The sequence below is a fragment of the Bacillus gobiensis genome (assembly GCF_001278705.1).
Taxonomy (GTDB): domain Bacteria; phylum Bacillota; class Bacilli; order Bacillales; family Bacillaceae; genus Bacillus; species Bacillus gobiensis.
This window is the reverse complement of sequence record NZ_CP012600.1, coordinates 4,313,864-4,333,992: the sequence shown is the minus strand read 5'-3', so window position 1 is coordinate 4,333,992 and position 20,129 is coordinate 4,313,864. Positions and strand designations below refer to the sequence as shown.

16 protein-coding genes, 5 tRNA genes and 3 rRNA genes are annotated in these 20,129 nt (G+C 44.3%); 3 read left to right on the top strand and 21 right to left on the bottom strand.

Annotation, left to right across the window (positions count from 1 at the left end; genetic code table 11):
* Positions 1-779 precede the first annotated feature (779 nt).
* The 4 genes from AM592_RS21775 to groES all read right to left on the bottom strand — a co-directional run bounded on the left by AM592_RS21775 (position 780) and on the right by groES (position 4,806).
* Positions 780-1,745 (bottom strand): hypothetical protein, encoded by a 966-nt coding sequence (locus AM592_RS21775; protein ID WP_053605707.1) that lies wholly within the window; start codon positions 1,743-1,745, stop codon positions 780-782.
* Between the two features lie 104 nt (positions 1,746-1,849).
* Positions 1,850-2,314 (bottom strand): DUF3995 domain-containing protein, encoded by a 465-nt coding sequence (locus AM592_RS21770; RefSeq protein WP_053605706.1) that lies wholly within the window; start codon positions 2,312-2,314, stop codon positions 1,850-1,852.
* A gap of 524 nt (positions 2,315-2,838) precedes the next feature.
* Positions 2,839-4,476, bottom strand: coding sequence for a chaperonin GroEL (gene groL / locus AM592_RS21765; RefSeq protein ID WP_053605705.1), 1,638 nt, complete (start codon positions 4,474-4,476; stop codon positions 2,839-2,841).
* A 45-nt stretch (positions 4,477-4,521) separates the two neighbouring features.
* Positions 4,522-4,806, bottom strand: a complete 285-nt coding sequence (gene groES, locus AM592_RS21760) for a co-chaperone GroES (protein WP_053605704.1) — start codon at positions 4,804-4,806, stop codon at positions 4,522-4,524.
* A 241-nt stretch (positions 4,807-5,047) separates the two neighbouring features.
* Here groES and AM592_RS21755 point away from each other — a divergent pair, with 241 nt between their 5' ends.
* The gene (locus tag AM592_RS21755; protein WP_053605703.1) at positions 5,048-5,761 is read left to right on the top strand and encodes a CPBP family intramembrane glutamic endopeptidase; all 714 of its coding nucleotides are present in this window, start codon (positions 5,048-5,050) and stop codon (positions 5,759-5,761) included.
* Positions 5,758-5,949, top strand: a complete 192-nt coding sequence (locus AM592_RS21750) for a DUF4305 domain-containing protein (RefSeq protein WP_053605702.1) — start codon at positions 5,758-5,760, stop codon at positions 5,947-5,949. The genes AM592_RS21755 and AM592_RS21750 overlap by 4 nt, the downstream gene beginning before the upstream one ends.
* A 64-nt stretch (positions 5,950-6,013) precedes the next feature.
* Here the strand turns inward: AM592_RS21750 and AM592_RS21745 are convergent, their stop codons facing one another.
* Positions 6,014-6,664 (bottom strand): redox-sensing transcriptional repressor Rex, encoded by a 651-nt coding sequence (locus AM592_RS21745; RefSeq protein WP_053605701.1) that lies wholly within the window; start codon positions 6,662-6,664, stop codon positions 6,014-6,016.
* A gap of 24 nt (positions 6,665-6,688) precedes the next feature.
* Entirely contained in the window at positions 6,689-7,177 is a 489-nt protein-coding gene (gene moaC / locus AM592_RS21740; protein ID WP_053605700.1) for a cyclic pyranopterin monophosphate synthase MoaC, read from the bottom strand.
* Positions 7,178-7,318: 141 nt separating this feature from the next.
* On the opposite strand from moaC, the gene AM592_RS21735 reads away from it, so the two are divergent.
* Positions 7,319-9,241 carry an ABC-F family ATP-binding cassette domain-containing protein gene (locus AM592_RS21735; protein ID WP_053605699.1) on the top strand — a complete coding sequence of 641 codons (1,923 nt, stop codon included), beginning with the start codon at positions 7,319-7,321 and terminating at the stop codon, positions 9,239-9,241.
* Positions 9,242-9,673: 432 nt separating this feature from the next.
* On the opposite strand, the gene tsaD is transcribed toward AM592_RS21735, so the two are convergent.
* The 15 genes from tsaD to AM592_RS21665 all read right to left on the bottom strand — a co-directional run bounded on the left by tsaD (position 9,674) and on the right by AM592_RS21665 (position 20,110).
* On the bottom strand, positions 9,674-10,696 hold the full coding sequence (tsaD, locus tag AM592_RS21730) for a tRNA (adenosine(37)-N6)-threonylcarbamoyltransferase complex transferase subunit TsaD (protein ID WP_053605698.1): 1,023 nt from the start codon (positions 10,694-10,696) through the stop codon (positions 9,674-9,676).
* Positions 10,686-11,144 carry a ribosomal protein S18-alanine N-acetyltransferase gene (gene rimI, locus AM592_RS21725; RefSeq protein WP_053605697.1) on the bottom strand — a complete coding sequence of 153 codons (459 nt, stop codon included), beginning with the start codon at positions 11,142-11,144 and terminating at the stop codon, positions 10,686-10,688. Before rimI ends, tsaD begins: the two co-directional genes overlap by 11 nt.
* An 8-nt stretch (positions 11,145-11,152) precedes the next feature.
* Positions 11,153-11,845: a tRNA (adenosine(37)-N6)-threonylcarbamoyltransferase complex dimerization subunit type 1 TsaB gene (gene tsaB, locus AM592_RS21720; protein WP_053605696.1), complete on the bottom strand. Its 693-nt coding sequence runs from the start codon at positions 11,843-11,845 to the stop codon at positions 11,153-11,155.
* Positions 11,845-12,303 carry a tRNA (adenosine(37)-N6)-threonylcarbamoyltransferase complex ATPase subunit type 1 TsaE gene (gene tsaE, locus AM592_RS21715; RefSeq protein WP_053605695.1) on the bottom strand — a complete coding sequence of 153 codons (459 nt, stop codon included), beginning with the start codon at positions 12,301-12,303 and terminating at the stop codon, positions 11,845-11,847. Before tsaE ends, tsaB begins: the two co-directional genes overlap by 1 nt.
* A 10-nt stretch (positions 12,304-12,313) precedes the next feature.
* Complete coding sequence (gene thiL / locus AM592_RS21710) at positions 12,314-13,294, bottom strand: thiamine-phosphate kinase (protein WP_053605694.1); 981 nt, start codon at positions 13,292-13,294, stop codon at positions 12,314-12,316.
* A 161-nt stretch (positions 13,295-13,455) separates the two neighbouring features.
* A tRNA-Asp gene (locus AM592_RS21705) sits at positions 13,456-13,532 on the bottom strand.
* Positions 13,533-13,596: 64 nt separating this feature from the next.
* Positions 13,597-13,673: transfer RNA gene (locus AM592_RS21700), tRNA-Met, on the bottom strand.
* Between the two features lie 46 nt (positions 13,674-13,719).
* Positions 13,720-13,835, bottom strand: a 5S ribosomal RNA gene (rrf, locus tag AM592_RS21695).
* Positions 13,836-14,048: 213 nt separating this feature from the next.
* Positions 14,049-16,978 (bottom strand): 23S ribosomal RNA (locus AM592_RS21690).
* 40 nt (positions 16,979-17,018) lie between these two features.
* Complete coding sequence (locus AM592_RS25065; protein WP_264080142.1) at positions 17,019-17,147, bottom strand: hypothetical protein; 129 nt, start codon at positions 17,145-17,147, stop codon at positions 17,019-17,021.
* Positions 17,148-17,156: 9 nt separating this feature from the next.
* Positions 17,157-18,708: ribosomal RNA gene (locus tag AM592_RS21685) — 16S ribosomal RNA — on the bottom strand.
* Together the 16S, 23S and 5S rRNA genes with 4 tRNA genes alongside form the textbook arrangement of a ribosomal RNA operon.
* A 106-nt stretch (positions 18,709-18,814) precedes the next feature.
* Positions 18,815-18,888, bottom strand: a tRNA-Gly gene (locus tag AM592_RS21680).
* A 14-nt stretch (positions 18,889-18,902) separates the two neighbouring features.
* Positions 18,903-18,979 (bottom strand) — tRNA-Arg (locus AM592_RS21675).
* A 451-nt stretch (positions 18,980-19,430) separates the two neighbouring features.
* Positions 19,431-19,697, bottom strand: coding sequence for a hypothetical protein (locus AM592_RS21670; protein WP_053605693.1), 267 nt, complete (start codon positions 19,695-19,697; stop codon positions 19,431-19,433).
* Positions 19,698-20,026: 329 nt separating this feature from the next.
* Positions 20,027-20,110 (bottom strand) — tRNA-Leu (locus AM592_RS21665).
* Positions 20,111-20,129 lie beyond the last annotated feature (19 nt).

The window sequence follows — 20,129 nt, the reverse complement described above, 5'->3', positions numbered from 1 at the left end:
GAAACATCATCTAGGACCTTGCTTTACCTTTTGTAGGCCAAAAGTTGCTGTAACGTGTGAATGTAACATCTAAAAAATCTTTTTAGAAATACTCCGTGGTTAAGGTTTAATTGTTCGTACCTTCAATTATCCACCAAGTTCTAATCGAGATCATTCCTTCTACTCGTTAATGAATAGACCTCAGGGTTCAGTGCTGAATCGAGATATTGCTTATTACTAAGTAATTTTCCTATTATATTTTTATTTTCTCTGACTGATTGATCTTTTTTTATAGTCTCCGTTTATAGCAGTCTGTTCAGAAAAATTATAATATAAACTTATATATTTTAAGTTCTTTTATAAAAGTTAGGCAAATGTTGGGCAAAAGGGGAACCCCCCCTCCTCCCCTCTAAAACCTTGGTATATCAAGGTTTATAGAGAAGAGATTACATCATGCCGCCCATGTAATGTGCAGTTTTATAGGTTCATATCTTCTTGTAGTAACCCCTTAGTTGCAACCTTGCATATAAAACTCCTTTTTAACTTTCAGGATAAAATTTTACTACTTTTTATACAAAGGATGGGCAAAATCATTTCGCTTAAAAACTGACGAATTAGATCATGAGTGGAAACTGTTAATCTTGCACACGCTGGAAATCGAAATAACGCCGGATGAAATTAGAGAGTTTTTTTAAAAATATAAAATAAAAAAGCTTAAATAAAAAGAAGGCTAACCTCTAATCATTTATTAAAGTTATTAGCAATTTGATCGAACATTATTCTAAAGCGTGTAATCAATTTCAGTTGGACTCATCTCGAAGGGCTCGACGGCGTTCGTGCAGCACCAGCAGGATAATCATCCCCATTATTACACCTAAGACGATGCCGGCCTGGGTGGTCAACAACCATGCCAATGGGTACTCTGGGGAGGGTGGCGCATCGAGTCGAACTGAAGATAAGGCGGAATAGAGGTTGTTGGAGAACAACGCTCCCGATGAAATCCATGCCGCTGCCATAGGGGGTAGAAACCACCTCGACCCACGGCGGGATGCTATCACCAGTATGCCCCACGCACCAGCAAAGGACCACACGCCTGTACTCAATGACAGCAGGTGCCACCACACATCGCGTTCACCCATGGTTGCCGGATCGATGCCGAAAGAGCCGCCAACGGCCCAAAACACCTTGATGATACCGAGCAGAATGCAGCCGGCAAAGACGATCCTAGCCAAGATGATCTGCAGTTGTCGAGTATTGCCCGGCAACTCCTTGTAGTCGGTTATACCACTCAGCGCCTCTGGCCAACGTGCCTTTGCATACCCCGTTAATGCAAGCGGCAGGAAGATGCCGATCCCGAAAAGTGAGATCATGACAAAAATCTGCTCGTATACCCAGAAGTCGGCGGCACCTGCCTCTTGATCCCGGATCATAGCTGCAGGGCCCAGAACCGGTGCAATCAACAGCATGGGAACGAGCAAACCGGTACCAACCCAAATGGGTAGAGCAACCAACCACGCAGGTAGCCGCTCCCCCCACGGCCTGCAGAACGCCATTGCCAGAAGGATACCAATCGCAGCGAGAACGGCGGTTACTGCGTTTATAATGCGCCAGCTGGAGTCACCCATTTGCTCAGTTGGAAGGAAGAGACCGAAAGTCCATACGATTTTGATCAGCAGATAAGGTGTTACTGCTATTACGGCACCATAACCGCAGATTCTACGCAACCACATCAATCTTGAGGCCTGCCTCTCAGCACTATTTGTCATCTTCTCATCTCCTCTACAAGTTCTAACTCACTTTGTTTCATACTTTTACCGCTTTTAAACCTTTCTTGTACAACTTTCAAGTACTTATATTTCCTAGACTCATATTAGTGCCTTGCATAATGTGCAGCAATGCCGAGTGAAATGCCCCATACAAGAAACAGTCCATACCAAACATACCCCCATGCTGCCATTGGGTTCGCGTCTTGTGCAGCAAATGCGGGAGTTGATTGGACTCTGCCGATCGCAAACTGAAATTGAAGGACAAAATAGCTAAAGCCCCATACAGAAAGTCCGATCGAACCGATCCAAGCAGGGACAACCAACAACCATCTTGGAATCCGGTTACCCCAAGACTTTGAAAAGGCAAGCGCAAACATGGCTGCGAGAACAGAGAGACCTCCCATTACCCAAAAACCGATCGCCTGAGCCCAGAAATCATTTGGAGCTCTATCGAAGTCTCCAGGAAAAGCTAGTGGCACCCCTAATCCCCACCAAAAGTGCGGGAGAGCATATAATAAGGCTGATATGCAGGCTGAATATCCAGCCCAATTCATTCGTTTAACATTCATAATAAAATCACCTCAAAACCATTGTACTCAGCAAAAGGAAAGTCGAGGTGACCTCGAGTTTAAATCTAGTTTAAGTTTTGATATAAGAAAAGCAGAAGTATGCCTGGTTTCACAGATGCGGGTTTGATCATCCTAAAGATGTTTACACCACGTATTTCATTGGTGTAACTTTGAAATAAAGTTTGATTAAAAATATCCCACAAATCCTCATTCTACGGCAAAAGAAAATATCCATTTTGAAAAAAGATTTTATCAAGACCTAAATTAAAAAAATAAATAAATTAAAGGACATTACATATTTTATATGACTAATATGTAATGTCCTTTCTTATTCCCCTGGATCGACTTATCTCCACCAAAGAGAAAAGTTAAAAAAAGAAGCTTCCGACAAGATCAATTCTCTTACCGAAAGCTTCATTTTTTAACGTTTTTTATAAAAGTTGGGCAAATGATGGGCAGAAGGGGATTTCCACCCCTTCAACCGCCTCCAAAACCTTGATATATCAAGGTTATTAGAGGGAAGTTTACATCATGCCGCCCATTCCACCCATGCCGCCCATGTCAGGCATTCCGCCGCCAGCGCCGCCGCCTTCTTCAGGCTTATCAGCGACAACTGCTTCGGTAGTTAGGAACATAGCTGCTACAGAAGCTGCGTTTTGAAGTGCGTAGCGAGTTACTTTTGTAGGGTCAACGATACCAGCTTCGATCATGTTTACCCACTCATCGCTTGCAGCATTGTAGCCTATGCCGATTGCTTCTTTTTTCAAGCGCTCAACGATTACAGAACCTTCAAGGCCAGCGTTGTGTGCGATTTGGCGGATTGGCTCTTCTAGTGCGCGAAGAACAATGTTCACACCTGTTTGAACGTCGCCTTCTCCTTCGATAGCAGAAACTTTGCTGTATACGTTCACTAGCGCTGTTCCACCACCGGATACGATTCCTTCTTCTACTGCAGCGCGAGTAGAGTTCAAGGCATCCTCGATGCGAAGTTTACGCTCTTTTAATTCTGTTTCAGTTGCTGCGCCAACTTTGATGACAGCTACACCGCCAGCAAGTTTAGCTAAGCGCTCTTGAAGCTTTTCTTTATCGAATTCAGAAGTAGTTTCTTCTACTTGTGCACGGATTTGGTTTACGCGTGATGCGATATTTGCAGAATCGCCGGCTCCTTCAACAACTGTCGTGTTTTCTTTCGTTACAACAACTTTTGAAGCGCGTCCCAATTGACCGATTTCTGCAGATTTCAAATCAAGGCCAAGATCTTCTGTGATTACATCTCCGCCTGTAAGAACAGCGATGTCTTCAAGCATAGCTTTACGGCGGTCACCGAAGCCTGGAGCTTTAACAGCTACCGCATTGAAAGTTCCGCGAAGTTTGTTTAATACTAATGTAGCAAGAGCTTCACCTTCAATGTCTTCAGCAATCAATAATAGCGGCTTGCCTTGTTGAACAACCTGCTCAAGCACAGGAAGGATCTCTTGAATGTTAGTGATTTTTTTGTCAGTGATCAAGATGTAAGGATCGTCAAGAACCGCTTCCATCTTATCAGAGTCAGTAACCATGTAAGGAGATGCGTATCCGCGGTCGAATTGCATTCCTTCAACCACTTCAAGTTCAGTTGTGAAGCCTTTAGATTCTTCGATCGTAATAACGCCGTCGTTTCCAACGCGCTCCATCGCTTCTGCAATCAAGCTTCCTACTTCTTCGTCAGCGGCAGAAATAGCAGCAACCTGAGCAATAGATTCTTTTCCTTCGATTGGTTTAGAGATTTCTTTTAGATTTTCAACAGCAACAGCAACAGCTTTTTCAATCCCTTTGCGAACGCCGACAGGGTTAGCGCCAGCTGTTACGTTTTTAAGACCTTCACGAATCATAGCTTGAGCTAGAACTGTAGCAGTCGTTGTACCGTCACCAGCTACATCGTTTGTTTTACTAGCAACTTCGGCTACTAGCTTCGCACCCATGTTTTCAAATGCGTCTTCCAGCTCGATTTCTTTTGCAATCGTTACACCGTCATTTGTAATTAAAGGTGAACCGAATTTTTTCTCAAGAACGACATTGCGTCCTTTCGGTCCTAACGTTACTTTTACAGCATCAGCAAGTGCATCTACACCGCGAAGCATGGCACGGCGAGCTTCTTCGCTAAATTTAATATCTTTTGCCATCGTTTCGAAACCTCCTCATAATTTTAAAAATACGTTATTTATTTCTTAACCGATAACAGCTAAAATGTCGCTTTCGCGTAAAATTAAGTATTCAGTGCCTTCATATTTTACTTCAGTTCCGGCATATTTTGAGAAGATAATACGGTCTCCTGTTTTTACTTCTAATGCAACGCGCTCTCCGCTTTCTAACACGCGACCTGAACCAGCAGCAACAATTTTACCTTCCTGCGGCTTTTCTTTTGCGGAATCAGGCAAAACAATCCCGCTTGCAGTTTTTTCTTCAGATTCAACGAGTTCGATGACAACGCGATCACCTAATGGCTTTAACAATGAAACAACCTCCTCAATATAGTAAGTATGTAGTATTAGCACTCAACACTAATGAGTGCTAACACAGTTAATATAATATAGAAACTCTCAAGCAATTTCAAGTATAATGATTAAATTTTTTTCACGCTTACATGTATCGACAGTTTTCTTCGGAAACCCTTTGTAACCGAATATTTTCACTGTTTATGATACAATAATATGAAGTTCCACCCGACCTATTTAGAAAAGGAGTTCCGAGTCTTTGAATAAACAATATTGGTTCATCATTCTCACATACGTCTTGATGCATCTTTCATCAATTATTGGTTTGCCTCTTCTTTTTGCAATGGGCTATGAGCAAACTGAAGCAGCGGGCATCTGGACCATTTCCAGCTTTACAATCTGCCTGATCGTCGTTTTATTGATTTTGCGAACAGCACCCAAAACAACGCTTCGCAATAAATCGAAGGCATCGGTCGGTGCATCAATCGGATGGGCGATTGGCGGTATTTTTCTTGCATATTTCTCGCAGATCATAGCCGCTACCATCGAAATGTATATTTTTAGAATTGATCCGGGTTCTGAAAATACTGAGGCCATTTTAGCGCTTATTAAATCACTTCCATTAGTAATCGTTGTTTCCTCTATTTTCGGCCCGATTTTAGAAGAAATTATTTTCAGGAAAATTATCTTCGGCTCGCTGTATAAAAAAATGAACTTTTTCTTTGCTGGTTTAATCAGTTCGGTTATTTTTGCGGTCGTGCACATGGATTTCACCCATATTCTTCTTTATACTGCTATGGGGTTTGCCTTTGCCTTTTTATATGTAAGGACAAAACGGATAATAGTGCCGATTATCGCCCATATTTCGATGAACACGTTTGTCGTGATACTTCAGCTCAATTATGATCGCATACTCGAATTGCAAAAAGAGCTCGAGAAAATGCAGTTGATCATAGGTGGTTTCTTTTCATGAGAAGTCCTGCAGCATGGGGTGCCATCTATCTAATTGTAGGAATCATATTCATCTACTTTGCGGCTGTATCTCCTGAAAACATGTGGTCCTTCCACAGCTTCCTACTCATGATACTAGCCGCTTATAATATCTACACGGCTATAAAAATGTTTGCATTTTCGAACCAGCTCAGAAAAGCAAAGAAATAGAAAAAGACGTCTCGCTCATGAGACGTCTTTTTCTATTTTCCGGACTGCCGAAATGACAACAATCTTAAACCATTTTTTCTTCTGTGGAATAATGCTTTAAGAAATAAACCAATGATTGAAGCTCTACTGCCAAGTCTATATGATGAATGCGAATGTGTCCCGGCACATTCAAACGGGCCGGTGTGAAATTAAGAATTCCCTTGATACCCAATTTAACTAGACGATCGGTTATCGATTGAGCAGCTTGCGCTGGTACAGTTAAAATCGCAACGGGAATGTCAGCCGGAAAACGGCTCTCAAGCTCATCTAAATCATAGACGGGCACTCCGCCTACATCTGTACCTATTTTGTTTTCACTGATATCAAAAGCCATCGAAATTTTCGTATTATTGTTTTTGATAAAATTATAATGAAGAAAAGCAGTACCCAAATTTCCTACTCCGATTAAGGCTACGCTCGTCATTTCATCCTGATTCAGCGTTTTGCTGAAAAAAGAAAGCAGGTAATTGACGTTATACCCATAGCCTTTTTTGCCGAGCGCTCCAAAATATGAGAAGTCCCGGCGAATCGTCGCTGAATCTACTTTTACTGCATCACTAAGCTCTGCTGAAGATACTCGCTGCTTCCCAGAGGCATGCAAATTTTTTAAAAAACGATAATACAGCGGCAGACGCTTTGCTGTCGCTTGGGGAATTTTTGATTGATCCATATTCATTTGCGATCCTCCATCGTTGATTCTCTAGATTTTACCCCTTGAAAAATCGCCGCTCTTCCCTCCTGTTTTTTTCATTAGATAGGTTGGGCCAATAATCATCCCCTTGTCTATCGCCTTACACATATCATAGACGGTGAGAGCGCAAACGGACGCGGAAGTTAGCGCTTCCATTTCTACCCCCGTACTTCCCTTTGTTTTTACCATTGCTTGAATCATTAATTCATGATTCTCTTCGTCATTGCTCCAGCTAAAAGAGATGTCTACTCCTTTTAAGGGAATCGGATGACACATGGGAATAATAGTCGACGTTTGTTTTGCGGCCATAATGCCGGCAATTTGTGCTACGGAAAGGACATCTCCTTTTCCAATTTCCTGCCTGACGATTTTATCATATACTTCCTGATTCATTTGAACGCTTGATACTGCGATCGCCGTACGGACAGAATCGCTTTTCTCGCTAATATCGACCATCTTGGCTCTGCCTTGGTCATTAAAATGAGTGAATTTATTCATAGTAAAACTCTCCTTAAAAAGATCATACACTATTTTCTTCAATCTGTCTTTTTTTCTGGATAGTTTCTTTGATCTTATTGCCGTATTGTTTGCCGCTCTTTGCACAATAAGCTACACTAAAACTAACAGAGGTGAATCATCATGATTGTATTACAAGTCAACCAATTATATAAATCGTTCGGAGCAGAACCAATTCTATCCAATATCAAACTGGAGGTTAAATCCTCAGACCGTATAGCGATCGTCGGAAGGAACGGAGCAGGAAAATCCACCTTGCTAAAAATTATCGCAGGTCAGCTTGGATATGAAAAGGGAGAAATTATTAAACCAAAGGATTTATCTCTCGGCTACCTGGCTCAGCATACCGATCTTCAATCGGAACGAACGCTGCAAGAAGAATTGCTGTCCGTTTTCAGCCATCTTCAGGACATGGAAAAAGAAATGCGGTCTCTTGAAGAAAGAATGGCATCGGTTCAGCCTCAAGAGTTAGATCAGCTTATGAAAACCTACGACCGGCTGCAGCATGATTTTAAAGAACGGGGCGGCTACCAGTATGAAGCGGATGTCAGGTCCGTCTTGCACGGCTTAGGCTTTGCTGATTTTGATCAGGGAACAAAGATACAAAGCTTAAGCGGGGGTCAAAAAACCCGGCTTAAGCTTGGAAAGCTCTTGCTAAGCAGTCCGGATCTATTAATTCTTGATGAGCCGACCAACCACTTGGATATCGATACATTAACATGGCTTGAGCATTACTTGCAATCTTACAACGGAGCGATACTGATTGTTTCCCATGACCGCTACTTTCTGGATAAAGTCGTAACTCAGGTTTACGAGCTCTCACGTACAGAAAGCAAAAAATATAATGGAAATTACAGCTCCTATTTGAAGCAAAAAGCGGAAGATCTGGAAAGAAACATGAAGATCTATGAAAAACAGCAAACAGAAATTTCTCAGCTAAAGGATTTTGTCGAGCGAAACATTGCCCGCGCGTCAACAACAAAAAGAGCACAAAGCAGAAGAAAGCAGCTTGAAAAAATGGAAGTGCTGAATAAACCGCTTGGTGATGAAAAATCCGCTTCTTTTCGGTTTGAAATCACCCGGCAGAGCGGAAGCCAAGTCATCAGTGCAGAGGAGTTAACGATCGGCTATTCGGGTAAACCTCCGGTTCTCGAGGATATCTCCTTTCAAGTAACCAGAGGAGAAAGCGTAGCACTTGTCGGTCCGAATGGAATCGGAAAATCCACCCTTCTTAAAACCCTCATGCAAACGATCTCTCCCACTACCGGCCATATTCAAATAGGCACTAATGTTAGTATTGGGTACTATGATCAGGAACAAGCAAGGCTGAATTCTTCCAAAACGGTCCTGCATGAATTATGGGACGATTATCCTGGAGTCAATGAAAAAGAGATACGGACATGTTTAGGTAATTTTTTATTCTCCGGTGATGATGTACTAAAAAATGTGCAGTCGTTAAGCGGAGGTGAAAAAGCCAGACTTGCATTGGCCAAGCTCATGATGCAAAAGGCAAATTTTCTTATCCTTGACGAGCCGACAAACCATCTCGACCTCGACAGCAAAGAGATTCTGGAAAATGCTCTTATTGAATATCCCGGTACGATCCTGTTTGTTTCTCACGATCGATATTTTATTAATCGAATTGCTTCCAAAGTATTTGAGCTGTCACCAAAAAACGTGGAAGAATACTTAGGCGATTACGATTACTATATTGAGAAAAAAGCAAACCAGTTGGAGCTGGAACGCTTGGCTGAAGAAGGAGCAAATAAACAGCAAACCCCCCCCTCATCAGAAGCTAAACGAAGCTATGAAGATGAAAAGGAATTGAAAAAAAAGAAGCGCCAGCGCGAACGCAGAATAGCCGAAATTGAAGAACGGATCACAGAGCTGGAAGAGCTGATAGATATGAACAACCACAGACTTACTGATCCTGAAGTATATCAAGATCATGAACAGGTTCAGGACATTGACGCCGGTACAGAAAAAATGAATCTTGAACTGGAAGCCCTGCTTGCAGAATGGGAAAGCTTATCTTCAGAAGAATAAATGCACAGCTCCGCAGACGAATGCGGAGCTGTTTTTATCCACAGGTTAAATCCTTTGTTCACAAGATAAAATAGATGTTACCCACATAATCCACTATCTTGATAATATTTATCCACAAAACCACCATAGATTGAAGTACTGTTTTTCAATAAAGAAAGCGATTTTATTCACACCTGTTAATTAGTGTGGATAACTGTGTGTAAAAAGTTTTGGTTGAAAAGTCCGACAAATGGGATTAGTGCTGTTAATGAAGGACGTGGAGCACTCGTGCAATACATGCGTGCACTCGTAGTAAAGGGGGCTTCTGTTCAATTATCCCTGACATTTGTTCAATTACTCCCAAGTTCTGTCCAATTATATTTAAGATCTGTTCAATTTCTCCCGTAATCTCATTGTTTCAGAACAAAAAAGCCCCATCCATTTGATGAGACTTTAAAAAGCTGTTAACGGCAGACCTGGTTGTCCGTTCATATCCAGTTGTCCCCGTGATCCCTTCTCAAACGCCACTGTCCCTGCGGCTGCGATCATTGCCGCATTATCGGTACATAAAGACAGCGGAGGGATGACAAGTTCAATTGATTCATTGTTGCGGAAGGCTTGCTCAAGCGACTGCCTTAATCCTTGATTTGCCGCTACTCCTCCTGCAAGTAGGATTTGTTTTACTTCATACTCTTTTGCCGCTCGTTCTGTTTTGTTTACAAGAACATCAATGACACTTGATTGAAAACTTGCTGCTAAATCTTCTTTCGGGATCGAAATGCCTTTTTGTGAAGCATTGTGAAGAGTGTTTATAACAGCAGATTTTAAGCCGCTAAAGCTAAAGTTGTATGAATCCTCCATCCATGCCCGGGGAAGCGGGATGGATGCTTCACCTTTTTGCGCCAGCTTATCAATTTGCGGCCCTCCCGGATAGGGAAGCCCCATTGTCCGCGCTACTTTATCGTATGCCTCTCCGGCCGCATCGTCCAGTGTCTGTCCGATGACTTCAAACTCTCCATGCTCCTTCATATAAATCAATTCGGTATGACCACCTGAGACAACCAAGGCAAGCGCAGGGAATTTGATCTCTTGAATCAGCCGATTGGCATAAATATGCCCGGCAATATGGTGAACCCCTACAAGCGGAATTTGATGGGCAAAGCTTAACGCCTTAGCGGCATTAACTCCGATCAACAGAGCGCCAACGAGCCCAGGTCCTTCGGTAACCGCAATTGCATCTATCTCTTGAAAAGTTAAGCCTGATTGCTGTAAAGCTTCTTCCAGCACAATCGTCATTTGTTCCACGTGATGTCTCGAAGCGATTTCCGGCACCACTCCGCCAAATCGTTTATGGCTGTCGATTTGGGAAGCAACGACATTCGATACAATTTCCGTGCCATTTTTAACAATGGCTGCTGCTGTTTCATCACAGCTTGTTTCAACGCCTAAAATATAGATATCTTTTTTATTCTCCATTTAATTTCACCCACATGACATACGCATCTTCCCCGTTATCCGTATAATAGTTTTTTCTGATGCCGCCTGGAAGGAATCCTAGCTTTCGATACAACCCTTGAGCTGGATAGTTAGTCACCCTCACTTCCAATGACAGCTGCTTTGCTCCTTTTTGTTTACACACTCTGATCGCCGTTTTCAAAAGCTCTTCTCCATAGTACTTTCCCCTATATTCTTTCAAAATTGCTATGTTCGTAATTTGTGCATTATCTATTATGATCCATATGCCGCAATAGCCGATGACACGATTGTCTTTTTCAAGCACTAAATAATGAGCGTATTGATTATGGTAAAGCTCATGATAAAAGGACTCCTTTTTCCATGGAGTAGTAAAAGAACTTCTTTCTATATGATAAACTTCATCTATATCTTTTACTTCCATATATCTGATCATCAATTGAGTGTCCATAGCTCACCTTATTTTTGCTGTCTTTTCAGCCATTTTGCCTCTGCTTCTGCCAACCGGATATAATTGGGAACAAGGGTATGCGTACTTTCCGGATCTACATCCTTTCCCAGAAACGCCAGCTCTGAAGGTCTTGGCGAACTAAGTCCTTCTTGGCCAAAGCAAGCCTTTTCTCCTAATGCCTCCTGAATCTCATCTTGGTAAACAGAAACATCATGGCCGAGAAAAAGAACAGGCATATTTTCTTTTTTTAGTTGTTCAAGCCAATCTTTCATTAACACATTTTGATCTTCTTCAATCGTAAGAAGTTTTTCGTCTTCGTATTGATAAAGCCCTGTGTATACCTGACCTCGTCTCGCATCGAACAGAGGACAGATCTTACCTGCAAAATAACGGCCGTTTGCTGCGAGTACCTTTAAGCTGGATACGGGTACTACGGGAATTTGTAAAGACCAAGCGAAAGTCTTTGCAATCGTCACTCCGATACGTACCCCAGTATATGAACCAGGACCGTTTGCTACTACAATTTTCTTTACTTCTGATGGACTTTTATTTGCATCTTGCAACAGCCTTTCGATACCGGGCATAGCCCGCACCGAATGATTTTTTTGTAAATAGGTAATATGCTCTGCAATTATTGTTTTACCTTCAACCAGTGCTAGACCTAATGTCTGGTTGGAAGTGTCTATTGATAATATTGTCATTATTTGTTGATCTCCCTGCCAATCGATTCATAACGCTCGCCTGTTGCCTTGAGGGTGATTTCTCTTTTTTCATCACCGGCTCGCTTAATTACAATATCAATGCGTTCTTCTGGCAGCTGGTCTGCAATGAGATGCGCCCATTCCACAAGACAAACGCCGGAGCCGTAAAAGTACTCTTCAAGTCCGAGATCCTCTTCACCTTCACCCATCCGGTAAACATCCATATGGAAAAGCGGCATTCTTCCGCTTTGATATTCCTTGATAATAGTAAAGGTAGGGCTATTAACAATTTCTTTAATGTTCAGCCCCTCAGCAAACCCCTTTGTAAACGTCGTTTTTCCTGCCCCAAGATCGCCTTCTAATGTAATAACATCTCCTTCTTGAACATGCACGGCAAGCTTTTTGGCAAGGGCTTTAGTTTCTTCAGGTCCTGTTGTATAAAATAATAATGGTTTCATCATATTTCACCTATCTTTGTTTAAAATGATTATAGCCCTTTTTTCCAAGGATCTCCGCATGATTATTTTCATTCAAGAAAACCTTAGAAACTCCTTGTTTCGTCACATGCCCAATTGGATACACTTGAATCTTTGCAGCTTCACATTCTTTATAAAAATCATCCCACACTTCATGCGGAATCGTTCCTGCCAGTTCAAAATCTTCTCCGCCAAATAAAACCCATTCCTCCCATTTCGAACCCAGTTTTTTTAATTCAGGGTGTACAGGGAGCTGCTCTTTATTTATTTCTATTGTAACATTGCTAGCTTCTGCAATTTCATTTAATTCACTAGAAAGACCGTCACTAATATCATTCAATGCAACTCGTCCATATCGTGAACATATCAGTCCCACATCGACTCTGGGCACTGGTTTTTTATGACGCTGTAAAAAATATTGGCGCAATGCATCACTCTCAATTTTACATTCTTTATATAATAGAGACAGGCCTGCCGCTGATGAACCTAAATAACCCGTCACGAAAACAGTATCACCTGGTCTGGCGTAGCTTCGTAAACAAGCCTTTCCTTTTTCAATTTCTCCGATAGCCGTTACAGTAATGATCAGCTTATCCTCCGTGGATACTGTATCTCCGCCCAGTAAGTCCATATGATACAGCTTTGCCAGGTCCTTCATTCCTCCATACATTTCATCGATTTGTTCCTCTCTCCACGTTGAAGGAATAGCGAGGGAAACTAAATAATACTTCGGAATTCCGCCCATTGCAGCAATGTCACTTATATTTATGGCAAGCGCTTTGTAACCAATTTCAGACGGAGAAGAAAAGTGAGTCAGAAAATGGATACCTTCCACCATTGTATCTACACAGACAATTTCATTGAATTCAGTTCTGGCAGAGTAAATCGCTGCATCATCGCCTACTCCAACTTTCACTTCTTTTCTATTATATGTATTATGAGTAATACGACTGATCAGTTCAAATTCATCCATCCTTCCCCCTCCTCCCTTCATAGCATGCTTTCACTTTTATACATTAGTTTATCCGATTTGTTCACGCGTTCCAAGCACTAGATTTTTCGCTTATAGTCAAAATAAAATTTAGACATAAAAAAAAACGAAAACATTATGTTTCGTTTAGAAATTTATTATAATGGCGGTCCGGACGGGACTCGAACCCGCGACCTCCTGCGTGACAGGCAGGCATTCTAACCAACTGAACTACCGGACCATTGTTTTAACGCATTCTATTGACTCTTCTGAATATGTATATTCAATAGAAATACTTTGAATTTTGGTTGCGGGGACAGGATTTGAACCTGTGACCTTCGGGTTATGAGCCCGACGAGCTACCGAACTGCTCCACCCCGCGATGATATAAAATATACATGCGTTAGTTTTGCGTATATATAAACCAAGCTTGGCGGCGTCCTACTCTCACAGGGGGAATCCCCCAACTACCATCGGCGCTGAAGAGCTTAACTTCCGTGTTCGGCATGGGAACGGGTGTGACCTCTTCGCCATCGCCACCAAACTATGGGTTACGGCTTCCGATGAACGGCGGACTTCGTTGTCATCTTCGTTCAGTCGCATCCTCACGTACTTAAGTACGCTCCGGTGCTCCTTCACTCGATTCCTAGAATTCCTTGTTCCTCGGGAACCCTCTTGGGTTCGATAAGTGAACCGTAAGAGAGATATGTTCTCTCAAAACTGGATAACGTGGGGAGTATATGACATTCAATTAAACTAGGTTAAGTCCTCGATCGATTAGTATCTGTCAGCTCCATGTGTCACCACACGTCCACCTCAGACCTATCTACCTGATCATCTTTCAGGGATCTTACTTCCATAGGGAATGGGAAATCTCATCTTGAGGGGGGCTTCATGCTTAGATGCTTTCAGCACTTATCCCGTCCGCACATAGCTACCCAGCGATGCCCTTGGCAGAACAACTGGTACACCAGCGGTGCGTCCATCCCGGTCCTCTCGTACTAAGGACAGCTCCTCTCAAATTTCCTGCGCCCACGACGGATAGGGACCGAACTGTCTCACGACGTTCTGAACCCAGCTCGCGTACCGCTTTAATGGGCGAACAGCCCAACCCTTGGGACCGACTACAGCCCCAGGATGCGATGAGCCGACATCGAGGTGCCAAACCTCCCCGTCGATGTGGACTCTTGGGGGAGATAAGCCTGTTATCCCCGGGGTAGCTTTTATCCGTTGAGCGATGGCCCTTCCATGCGGAACCACCGGATCACTAAGCCCGACTTTCGTCCCTGCTCGACTTGTAGGTCTCGCAGTCAAGCTCCCTTGTGCCTTTACACTCTGCGAATGATTTCCAACCATTCTGAGGGAACCTTTGGGCGCCTCCGTTACATTTTAGGAGGCGACCGCCCCAGTCAAACTGCCCACCTGACACTGTCTCCCCGCCCGATAAGGGCGGCGGGTTAGAAGGTCAATACAGCCAGGGTAGTATCCCACCGATGCCTCCACCGAAGCTGGCGCTCCGGTTTCAAAGGCTCCTACCTATCCTGTACAAGCTGTACCAACATTCAATATCAGGCTGCAGTAAAGCTCCACGGGGTCTTTCCGTCCTGTCGCGGGTAACCTGCATCTTCACAGGTACTATAATTTCACCGAGTCTCTCGTTGAGACAGTGCCCAGATCGTTGCGCCTTTCGTGCGGGTCGGAACTTACCCGACAAGGAATTTCGCTACCTTAGGACCGTTATAGTTACGGCCGCCGTTTACTGGGGCTTCAGTTCGCACCTTCGCTTACGCTAAGCGCTCCCCTTAACCTTCCAGCACCGGGCAGGCGTCAGCCCCTATACTTCGCCTTGCGGCTTCGCAGAGACCTGTGTTTTTGCTAAACAGTCGCCTGGGCCTATTCACTGCGGCTTCTCGGGGCTATTCACCCTAAGAAGCACCCCTTCTCCCGAAGTTACGGGGTCATTTTGCCGAGTTCCTTAACGAGAGTTCTCTCGATCACCTTAGGATTCTCTCCTCGCCTACCTGTGTCGGTTTGCGGTACGGGCACCATTTTCCTCGCTAGAGGCTTTTCTTGGCAGTGTGGAATCAGGAACTTCGCTACTAAAATTTCACTCGCCATCACAGCTCAGCCTAATAAGGAAACGGATTTACCTATCTCCTTAGCCTAACTGCTTGGACGCGGATATCCAACACCGCGCTTACCCTATCCTCCTGCGTCCCCCCATTGCTCAAACGGAAAGGAGGTGGTACAGGAATATCAACCTGTTGTCCATCGCCTACGCCTTTCGGCCTCGGCTTAGGTCCCGACTAACCCTGAGCGGACGAGCCTTCCTCAGGAAACCTTAGGCATTCGGTGGAGGGGATTCTCACCCCTCTTTCGCTACTCATACCGGCATTCTCACTTCTAAGCGCTCCACCAGTCCTTCCGGTCTGGCTTCACAGCCCTTAGAACGCTCTCCTACCACTGTTCGAAGAACAGTCCGCAGCTTCGGTGATACGTTTAGCCCCGGTACATTTTCGGCGCAGAGTCACTCGACCAGTGAGCTATTACGCACTCTTTAAATGGTGGCTGCTTCTAAGCCAACATCCTGGTTGTCTGAGCAACTCCACATCCTTTTCCACTTAACGTATACTTTGGGACCTTAGCTGGCGGTCTGGGCTGTTTCCCTTTCGACTACGGATCTTATCACTCGCAGTCTGACTCCCAAGGATAAGTATTTGGCATTCGGAGTTTGACTGAATTCGGTAACCCGGTAGGGGCCCCTCGTCCAATCAGTGCTCTACCTCCAATACTCTTACCTTGAGGCTAGCCCTAAAGCTATTTCGGAGAGAACCAGCTATCTCCAGGTTCGATTGGCATTTCACCCCTACCCACACCTCATCCCCGCACTTTTCAACGTGCGTGGGTTCGGGCCTCCATTCAGTGTTACCTGAACTTCACCCTGGACATGGGTAGATCACCTGGTTTCGGGTCTACGACCACGTACTCATGCGCCCTATTCAGACTCGCTTTCGCTGCGGCTCCGTCTCTTCAACTTAACCTTGCACGGGATCGTAACTCGCCGGTTCATTCTACAAAAGGCACGCCATCACCCGTTAACGGGCTCTGACTACTTGTAGGCACACGGTTTCAGGATCTCTTTCACTCCCCTTCCGGGGTGCTTTTCACCTTTCCCTCACGGTACTGGTTCACTATCGGTCACTAGGGAGTATTTAGCCTTGGGAGATGGTCCTCCCGGATTCCGACGGGATTCCTCGTGTCCCGCCGTACTCAGGATCCACTTGGGAGGGAACGGACTTTCAACTACAGGGTTGTTACCTTCTTTGACGGGCCTTTCCAGACCTCTTCATCTACCCCGTTCCTTTGTAACTCCGTATCAAGTGTCCTACAACCCCAAGAGGCAAGCCTCTTGGTTTGGGCTAATCCCGTTTCGCTCGCCGCTACTTAGGGAATCGCGTTTGCTTTCTCTTCCTCCGGGTACTTAGATGTTTCAGTTCCCCGGGTCTGCCTTCTTATCTCTATGAATTCAAGATAAGATTCTGTTCCATTACGAACAGAGGGTTTCCCCATTCGGAAATCTCCGGATCAAAGCTTGCTTACAGCTCCCCGAAGCATATCGGTGTTCGTTCCGTCCTTCATCGGCTCCTAGTGCCAAGGCATCCACCGTGCGCCCTTTCTAACTTAACCGTTAGATCGAACTTACTACAAAAAAATCAATGTGAATGTCTTACTCTTTCGTTATCCAGTTTTCAAAGAACATCATCTTCATTTGAAGGAATGATCCTTCAAAACTAAACAAGATCGTACGTACCTGTCCCGAGGAAGCTCTCGGGAGAGCTCCCTCGTTTCCGTTCATTATCCTTAGAAAGGAGGTGATCCAGCCGCACCTTCCGATACGGCTACCTTGTTACGACTTCACCCCAATCATCTGCCCCACCTTCGGCGGCTGGCTCCAAATGGTTACCTCACCGACTTCGGGTGTTGCAAACTCTCGTGGTGTGACGGGCGGTGTGTACAAGGCCCGGGAACGTATTCACCGCGGCATGCTGATCCGCGATTACTAGCGATTCCAGCTTCATGCAGGCGAGTTGCAGCCTGCAATCCGAACTGAGAACAGATTTGTGGGATTGGCTAAACCTTGCGGTCTCGCAGCCCTTTGTTCTGCCCATTGTAGCACGTGTGTAGCCCAGGTCATAAGGGGCATGATGATTTGACGTCATCCCCACCTTCCTCCGGTTTGTCACCGGCAGTCACCTTAGAGTGCCCAACTGAATGCTGGCAACTAAGATCAAGGGTTGCGCTCGTTGCGGGACTTAACCCAACATCTCACGACACGAGCTGACGACAACCATGCACCACCTGTCACTCTGTCCCCGAAGGGAAAGCCCTATCTCTAGGGTGGTCAGAGGATGTCAAGACCTGGTAAGGTTCTTCGCGTTGCTTCGAATTAAACCACATGCTCCACCGCTTGTGCGGGCCCCCGTCAATTCCTTTGAGTTTCAGTCTTGCGACCGTACTCCCCAGGCGGAGTGCTTAATGCGTTTGCTGCAGCACTAAAGGGCGGAAACCCTCTAACACTTAGCACTCATCGTTTACGGCGTGGACTACCAGGGTATCTAATCCTGTTCGCTCCCCACGCTTTCGCGCCTCAGCGTCAGTTACAGACCAGAGAGTCGCCTTCGCCACTGGTGTTCCTCCACATCTCTACGCATTTCACCGCTACACGTGGAATTCCACTCTCCTCTTCTGCACTCAAGTTCCCCAGTTTCCAATGACCCTCCCCGGTTGAGCCGGGGGCTTTCACATCAGACTTAAAGAACCGCCTGCGCGCGCTTTACGCCCAATAATTCCGGACAACGCTTGCCACCTACGTATTACCGCGGCTGCTGGCACGTAGTTAGCCGTGGCTTTCTGGTCAGGTACCGTCAAGGTACCGGCTTATTCAACCGGCACGTGTTCTTCCCTGACAACAGAGCTTTACGATCCGAAAACCTTCATCACTCACGCGGCGTTGCTCCGTCAGACTTTCGTCCATTGCGGAAGATTCCCTACTGCTGCCTCCCGTAGGAGTCTGGGCCGTGTCTCAGTCCCAGTGTGGCCGATCACCCTCTCAGGTCGGCTACGCATCGTTGCCTTGGTGAGCCGTTACCTCACCAACTAGCTAATGCGCCGCGGGTCCATCTGTAAGTGGTAGCACAAGTGCCACCTTTGATCACAAAACCATGCGGTTTCGTGACGCATCCGGTATTAGCCCCGGTTTCCCGGAGTTATCCCAATCTTACAGGCAGGTTACCCACGTGTTACTCACCCGTCCGCCGCTAACCTTTCGGAGGCAAGCCTCCAAAGGTCCGCTCGACTTGCATGTATTAGGCACGCCGCCAGCGTTCGTCCTGAGCCAGGATCAAACTCTCCAATAAAAGTTTGACTGACTACGCATAGTCGCCTATGCGATTTTTTAAAACAAAATCTAGAATTAACAGGTACGTTTGTCTTGTTTAGTTTTCAAAGATCATTACTATTAAATGGAGCGGGTGATGAGAATCGAACTCACGACATCAGCTTGGAAGGCTGAGGTTTTACCACTAAACTACACCCGCATATTATTATTAATTGGCGCGCCCGAGAGGAGTCGAACCCCTAACCTTTTGATCCGTAGTCAAACGCTCTATCCAATTGAGCTACGGGCGCTTATCAGGCGACTTAGATATTGTATAACATTCTAGTTTCATAGTCAACACTTTTTTTAATTTTTTTTGGTGCATTCGAGAGGGACTCGAACCTCCACGGGGTCAACCCCCGTTCTATTGTACAACGTGATGTCATACGTCATTGCTTGATACACTTTACACTGATTCACATATTTTTGCAACAGTTTCGGGCAAAAAATGCGCACTTTCTTTTTTTAAAAAAACAAGTATAAACAACACTTTAAAAATGTTTTCATGTTTTGTTTGAAGTGCTTTGTTTTTCAGCGACGCATATTAATATACCATCTCTTTCAGAAGGTGTCAACAACTTTTATGAAATGTTTTTTGTCGCCTCATTTAATGACCTGGCATGTTTTCCGTATCTATAAGTAGCATGAAGCCACTCACCAACTTGGTACTTTGCATCAAATGATTTTATTACGTTCATACTATTATCTAAGACGAATACCTTTTTTCCATTTCGTACTTTTTCTGAGAGAAATCTTTTTATTGCTTCTGATACTTTTTCTTTTATGTTCAGATGTATGAGACTTTCCAGTTAAAGCTTTAGAAATTTTTTCACCATTAGTTCTATCTCCACCTTTAGAGATATTACAACATGGTTTTAATTGAGCAATTAAATCTCTTTCCAAAAGAACAGCTTCATCTATAGAAAGATTACTTCCATAAGCAAACTGCATGTAGAAATCTGTTACCATACTTTAATCCTTATAAACAGCATTACCAACAAAAACACCAGGAAAATCATAAATTAACTTTCTCTCAAGCTTAAAAATATTTACGGTACTTAATATAGTATTATCATTTGATGAAATTATATTAACTTACCTCTTTTTTACGGATTATATGAAGAACGTAAAGTCTTTCGAAGTAAAGACAACAATTGACGTATACGGACACTTATATCCAAACAAACAAAAAGAAAATCGCAGACGACTTACTTTAAGTGGGCAATTTCGGTCACAAATCATCATTAATTTTAAACATAAAAAAATACCAAGGATTCTACAATCCTTGGTATCATTGATGCGGTCGAGAGGACTCGAACCTCCACGGGGTCAACCCCCACTAGGCCCTCAACCTAGCGCGTCTGCCATTCCGCCACGACCGCATATTTTAATAGTGTTAAG

Bases quoted from the DNA above. Each gene is read 5' to 3' on its own strand.
- thiL (WP_053605694.1), bottom strand. From the start codon at position 13,294: ATGGATGAATTTGAACTGATCAGTCGTATTACTCATAATACATATAAT.
- AM592_RS21735 (WP_053605699.1), top strand. From the start codon at position 7,319: ATGATTGTATTACAAGTCAACCAATTATATAAATCGTTCGGAGCAGAA.
- AM592_RS21750 (WP_053605702.1), top strand. From the start codon at position 5,758: ATGAGAAGTCCTGCAGCATGGGGTGCCATCTATCTAATTGTAGGAATC.
- AM592_RS21745 (WP_053605701.1), bottom strand. From the start codon at position 6,664: ATGAATATGGATCAATCAAAAATTCCCCAAGCGACAGCAAAGCGTCTG.
- rimI (WP_053605697.1), bottom strand. From the start codon at position 11,144: ATGGACACTCAATTGATGATCAGATATATGGAAGTAAAAGATATAGAT.
- tsaE (WP_053605695.1), bottom strand. From the start codon at position 12,303: ATGAAACCATTATTATTTTATACAACAGGACCTGAAGAAACTAAAGCC.
- moaC (WP_053605700.1), bottom strand. From the start codon at position 7,177: ATGAATAAATTCACTCATTTTAATGACCAAGGCAGAGCCAAGATGGTC.
- groL (WP_053605705.1), bottom strand. From the start codon at position 4,476: ATGGCAAAAGATATTAAATTTAGCGAAGAAGCTCGCCGTGCCATGCTT.
- AM592_RS21670 (WP_053605693.1), bottom strand. From the start codon at position 19,697: ATGGTAACAGATTTCTACATGCAGTTTGCTTATGGAAGTAATCTTTCT.
- AM592_RS25065 (WP_264080142.1), bottom strand. From the start codon at position 17,147: ATGAACGGAAACGAGGGAGCTCTCCCGAGAGCTTCCTCGGGACAGGTA.
- AM592_RS21770 (WP_053605706.1), bottom strand. From the start codon at position 2,314: ATGAATGTTAAACGAATGAATTGGGCTGGATATTCAGCCTGCATATCA.
- tsaD (WP_053605698.1), bottom strand. From the start codon at position 10,696: ATGGAGAATAAAAAAGATATCTATATTTTAGGCGTTGAAACAAGCTGT.
- tsaB (WP_053605696.1), bottom strand. From the start codon at position 11,845: ATGACAATATTATCAATAGACACTTCCAACCAGACATTAGGTCTAGCA.
- AM592_RS21775 (WP_053605707.1), bottom strand. From the start codon at position 1,745: ATGACAAATAGTGCTGAGAGGCAGGCCTCAAGATTGATGTGGTTGCGT.